This is a genomic window from Sphingomonas sp. FUKUSWIS1 (assembly GCF_000733135.1).
In the GTDB taxonomy this organism is placed as follows: Bacteria; Pseudomonadota; Alphaproteobacteria; order Sphingomonadales; family Sphingomonadaceae; genus Sphingomonas; species Sphingomonas aerolata.
This window is the reverse complement of record NZ_JPJC01000040.1, coordinates 1-3758: the sequence shown is the minus strand read 5'-3', so window position 1 is coordinate 3758 and position 3758 is coordinate 1. Positions and strand designations below refer to the sequence as shown.

At 67.7% G+C, this 3758-nt stretch carries 3 protein-coding genes and 1 pseudogene; all 4 read left to right on the top strand.

Translation table 11 applies throughout. The annotated features are described in order from the left end of the window. Positions 1 to 67: pseudogene (locus sphsw_RS20850) on the top strand (methyl-accepting chemotaxis protein); the annotation flags it as partial. Next, positions 57 to 893, top strand: a complete 837-nt coding sequence (gene hflC / locus sphsw_RS03490) for a protease modulator HflC (RefSeq protein WP_031439388.1) — start codon at positions 57 to 59, stop codon at positions 891 to 893. The pseudogene sphsw_RS20850 and the gene hflC, both read left to right, overlap by 11 nt. Positions 894 to 998: 105 nt before the next feature. After that, positions 999 to 2564, top strand: coding sequence for a Do family serine endopeptidase (locus sphsw_RS03485; protein ID WP_031439387.1), 1566 nt, complete (start codon positions 999 to 1001; stop codon positions 2562 to 2564). Positions 2565 to 2674: 110 nt separating this feature from the next. Beyond that, positions 2675 to 3758, top strand: a 1084-nt coding sequence (locus tag sphsw_RS03480) for a helicase HerA-like domain-containing protein (RefSeq protein ID WP_031439386.1), incomplete at its 3' end; no start/stop codon positions are given.

The window sequence follows — 3758 nt, the reverse complement described above, 5'->3', positions numbered from 1 at the left end:
CGGCCAGACCAACCTGCTCGCGCTCAACGCGACGATCGAGGCGGCGCGCGCGGGCGATGCCGGGCGCGATCGCGCTGGTGCTCGTGATCCTTGCCGCGGCGAGCTTTGCGATCGTGCCGGAAACGCAGCAGGCGGTGATCCTGCGGTTCGGCCAGCCGATCCGGACGGTCAACGCCTATGCGCCCGGCCAGCCCTTCGGCCAGACCGGCGCGGGGCTGATCGCGCGCGTGCCGTTCATCGACCGCATCGTGTGGATCGACAAGCGCGTGCAGGACATCGAGCTGGACAACACGCTGGTGCTGTCGACCGACCAGCTGCGGCTCGAGGTCGATGCCTATGCGCGTTACCGCGTCGTCGACCCGCGCAAGATGCGCAACGCGGTCGGCAGCGAGGAACGCATCCCCGACCAGCTGCGCCCGATCCTGGGCTCGGCGCTGCGCAACGAGCTGGGCAAGCGGCGCTTCGTCGAACTGCTCAGCCCCGAGCGGTCCGAGCTGATGGACAATATCCAGACCGGGTTGCAGCGCGTGGCGAGCCAGTATGGCGTCGAGATCGTCGACGTGCGGATCAAGCAGGCGAACCTGCCCGTCGGCCTGCCGCTCGAAAGCGCGCTCAAGCGCATGTCGAGCGCACGCCAGCAGGAGGCGATCACGATCCGGGCCGAGGGCCAGAAGCAGGCGCAGATCGTGCGTGCGCAGGCGGATGCCGATTCGGCGAAGATCTATGCCGAGAGCTTTGGCAAGGATGCCGACTTCTACGACTTCTACCGGGCCATGCAGTCCTACCGGCACACGTTCGGGGCAGATGGCGGTCCGGCACCCGAAGGATCGACGTCGATAATTCTTTCGCCGAACAACAGCTATCTGCGGGAATTCGAGGGCCGCGGGCGTTAAAGCCCGTGAGCTTGCTCTGAACACCCGTTCATATTCAAGCGTCGTTCAGCCGTAATCGGCGATGAAACCCCGGTTTCGGACGATGAAACGAGAGGACAATATCCAGTGCGTTACGCCTACGCCATTACCAGCGCTCTACTGCTCGGCGGCGCGACCGCGACGCTCGCGCTCCAGCCCGGCACCGCTTCGGGGACCGGCCAGGTCGCCCAGAACGAACCCGGCGCGATCCAGGCGGTCGTGCCCAAGCCCGGCGCGCCGATGAGCTTTGCCGACATGGTCGCGCGGCTCCAGCCCGCGGTCGTGAACATCTCGACCAAGCAGACGATCGTCCAGAAGCAGCAGGCCAATCCGTTCGCGGGTACGCCGTTCGGCGAGCTGTTCGGCGGCATGGGCGGCGGTCCGCAGGGTGGCCCCCCGGTCAAGCGCGAGGGCGCGTCGCTCGGCTCGGGCTTCCTGATCTCGGCGGACGGCTATGTCGTCACCAACAACCACGTGATCTCGCCGGGCGCGCAGGGCGCGACGGTCGATTCGATCACGGTGACGCTGAGCAACAAGAAGGAATATGTCGCCAAGGTCATCGGCAAGGACCAGGAATCGGACCTGGCGCTGCTGAAGATCGACGCGCCGAACCTGCCCTTCGTCAAGTTCGGCGATTCGAACGGCGCGCGCGTCGGCGACTGGGTCGTCGCGATCGGCGAGCCGTTCGGGCTGGGCGGCACGGTGACCGCGGGGATCATCTCGGCGATCAACCGCGTCACCGGACAGGGCGGCGCGTATGACCGCTTCATCCAGACCGACGCGTCGATCAACCAGGGCAATTCGGGTGGGCCGATGTTCGACCTGAACGGCAATGTGATCGGCGTGAATTCGCAGATCTTCAGCCAGTCGGGCGGCAATATCGGCATCGGCTTCGCGATCCCCGCGGCGACCGCCAAGCCGATCATCGCGACCTTCATGAAGGGCGGCACGATCGAGCGCGGCTATATCGGCGTGACGCTGGGCCGTGGCGGCACGATCGACGAGGATACCGCAGCGGCGCTCGGCATCGCCAAGAACCAGGGCGAGCTGATCAATGACGTCACCGCGGGCGGGCCCGCGGCGCGCGCCGGCGTGCGCGCGGGCGACGTGGTGACCAAGGTCAACGGCCAGGTCGTCACGGTCGACCAGTCGCTGTCCTATCTCGTGTCGAACGTGAAGCCCGGCCAGACCGCGCGGCTCGACATCCTGCGCAACGGCAAGCCGACGAGCGCGAACGTGGTCGTCGTGCCGCGGCCGAGCGCGGACAAGCTGGCGGCGACGCTTGGCGGCGATGCGCAGGGCTTCGGCACCGACGACGGCGACGACGATGACGCAGCGACCGGCGCGGCACCCACTGCGGGTGCGGCGCTCGGGATCGGCGTCCAGCCGCTGACCCCGGCGATCGCGCAGGCGGTCGGCGTCGAGGCGGGCACGCAGGGCGTGGTGATCGCCGCCGTCGCGCAGACGAGCGATGCGTTCGGCAAGCTCAAGCGCGGCGACGTGATCATCTCGGTCAACGGCACGCCGGTGCGCAGTGCAACCGAGCTGCAGGGTGCGGTTACGACGGCCAAGGCCGCCGGGCGCCCGCAGGTGCTGTTGCAGGTCAAGCGCGGGCGCGGGCCGGCGCAGTTCCTGCCGGTCAAGATCAAGTAATCCACCCGACACTCGCGTGTCCCGAAGGACCGTCGCTCACCCGAGCGGCGGTCCTTTTTCTTTGCGGGGCGCGGGGTTAGGATCGGGATCGACAGCGAGGACATAGCAGCATGGGCGACGGCATCTTCATCGGCGCGAGCGCGGACGGTACGCGGCAGACGCTCGAGCTCAGACGCGCGAACCGGCACGGGCTGATCGCGGGCGCGACGGGGACGGGCAAGACCGTGACCGTGCAGGGGATCATCGAGGGGTTTTCGGCAAACGGCGTGCCGTGCTTCGTCGCGGACGTGAAGGGCGACCTGTCGGGGCTCGCCATGGCGGGGTCGCCGACCGCGAAGACGCATGCGATCTTTGCCGAGCGCGCCAGGGCGATCGGCGATGACGGCTGGGCCTATGCGGACACGCCCGTGCAGTTCTGGGACCTGTTCGGCGAGCAGGGGCATCCGATCCGCACGACGATCAGCGAGATGGGGCCGGTGCTGCTCGCGCGGCTGCTCGACCTGAACGAGGTGCAGGAGGGGGTGCTGACGATCGCCTTCCATGTCGCGGACACCGAAGGGCTGCTGCTGATCGATCTCGACGATCTGCAGGCGATGCTGAGCGAATGCGCGGGGCGGGCGGACGAGCTGACGACGACGTACGGCAACGTGTCGAAACAGTCGATCGGTGCGATCCAGCGTGCGCTGCTCCAGTTGCGGTCGCAGGGCGCGGAGCATTTCTTCGGCGAGCCCGCGCTCGAATTGCGCGACTTTATCGGCGTCGACGACCGGGGGCGGGGGCTGGTCAACATCCTCGCTGCGGACAAGCTGATGGCGAGCCCGAAGCTCTATTCGACGTTCCTGCTGTGGCTGATGAGCGAGCTGTTCGAACAGCTTCCCGAGATCGGCGATCCCGACAAGCCGGTGCTGTGCTTCTTCTTCGACGAGGCGCATCTGCTGTTCGATGCCGCGCCCAAGGCGCTGCTCGACACGATCGCACAGGTCGTGCGGCTGATCCGGTCGAAGGGCGTGGGCGTGTATTTCATCACGCAGAACCCGATCGACATTCCCGAGACGATCGCGGGGCAGCTCGGCAACCGGGTGCAGCATGCGCTGCGCGCGTTCACGCCGCGCGACCAGGCCGCGGTGCGATCGGCGGCGGAGACGTTCCGGGCGAATCCGGGGGTCGATGTCGCGACCGCGATCACCGAGCTGA

Coding starts and splice junctions, on each gene's coding strand:
- hflC (WP_031439388.1), top strand. CDS start 57: ATGCCGGGCGCGATCGCGCTGGTGCTCGTGATCCTTGCCGCGGCGAGC.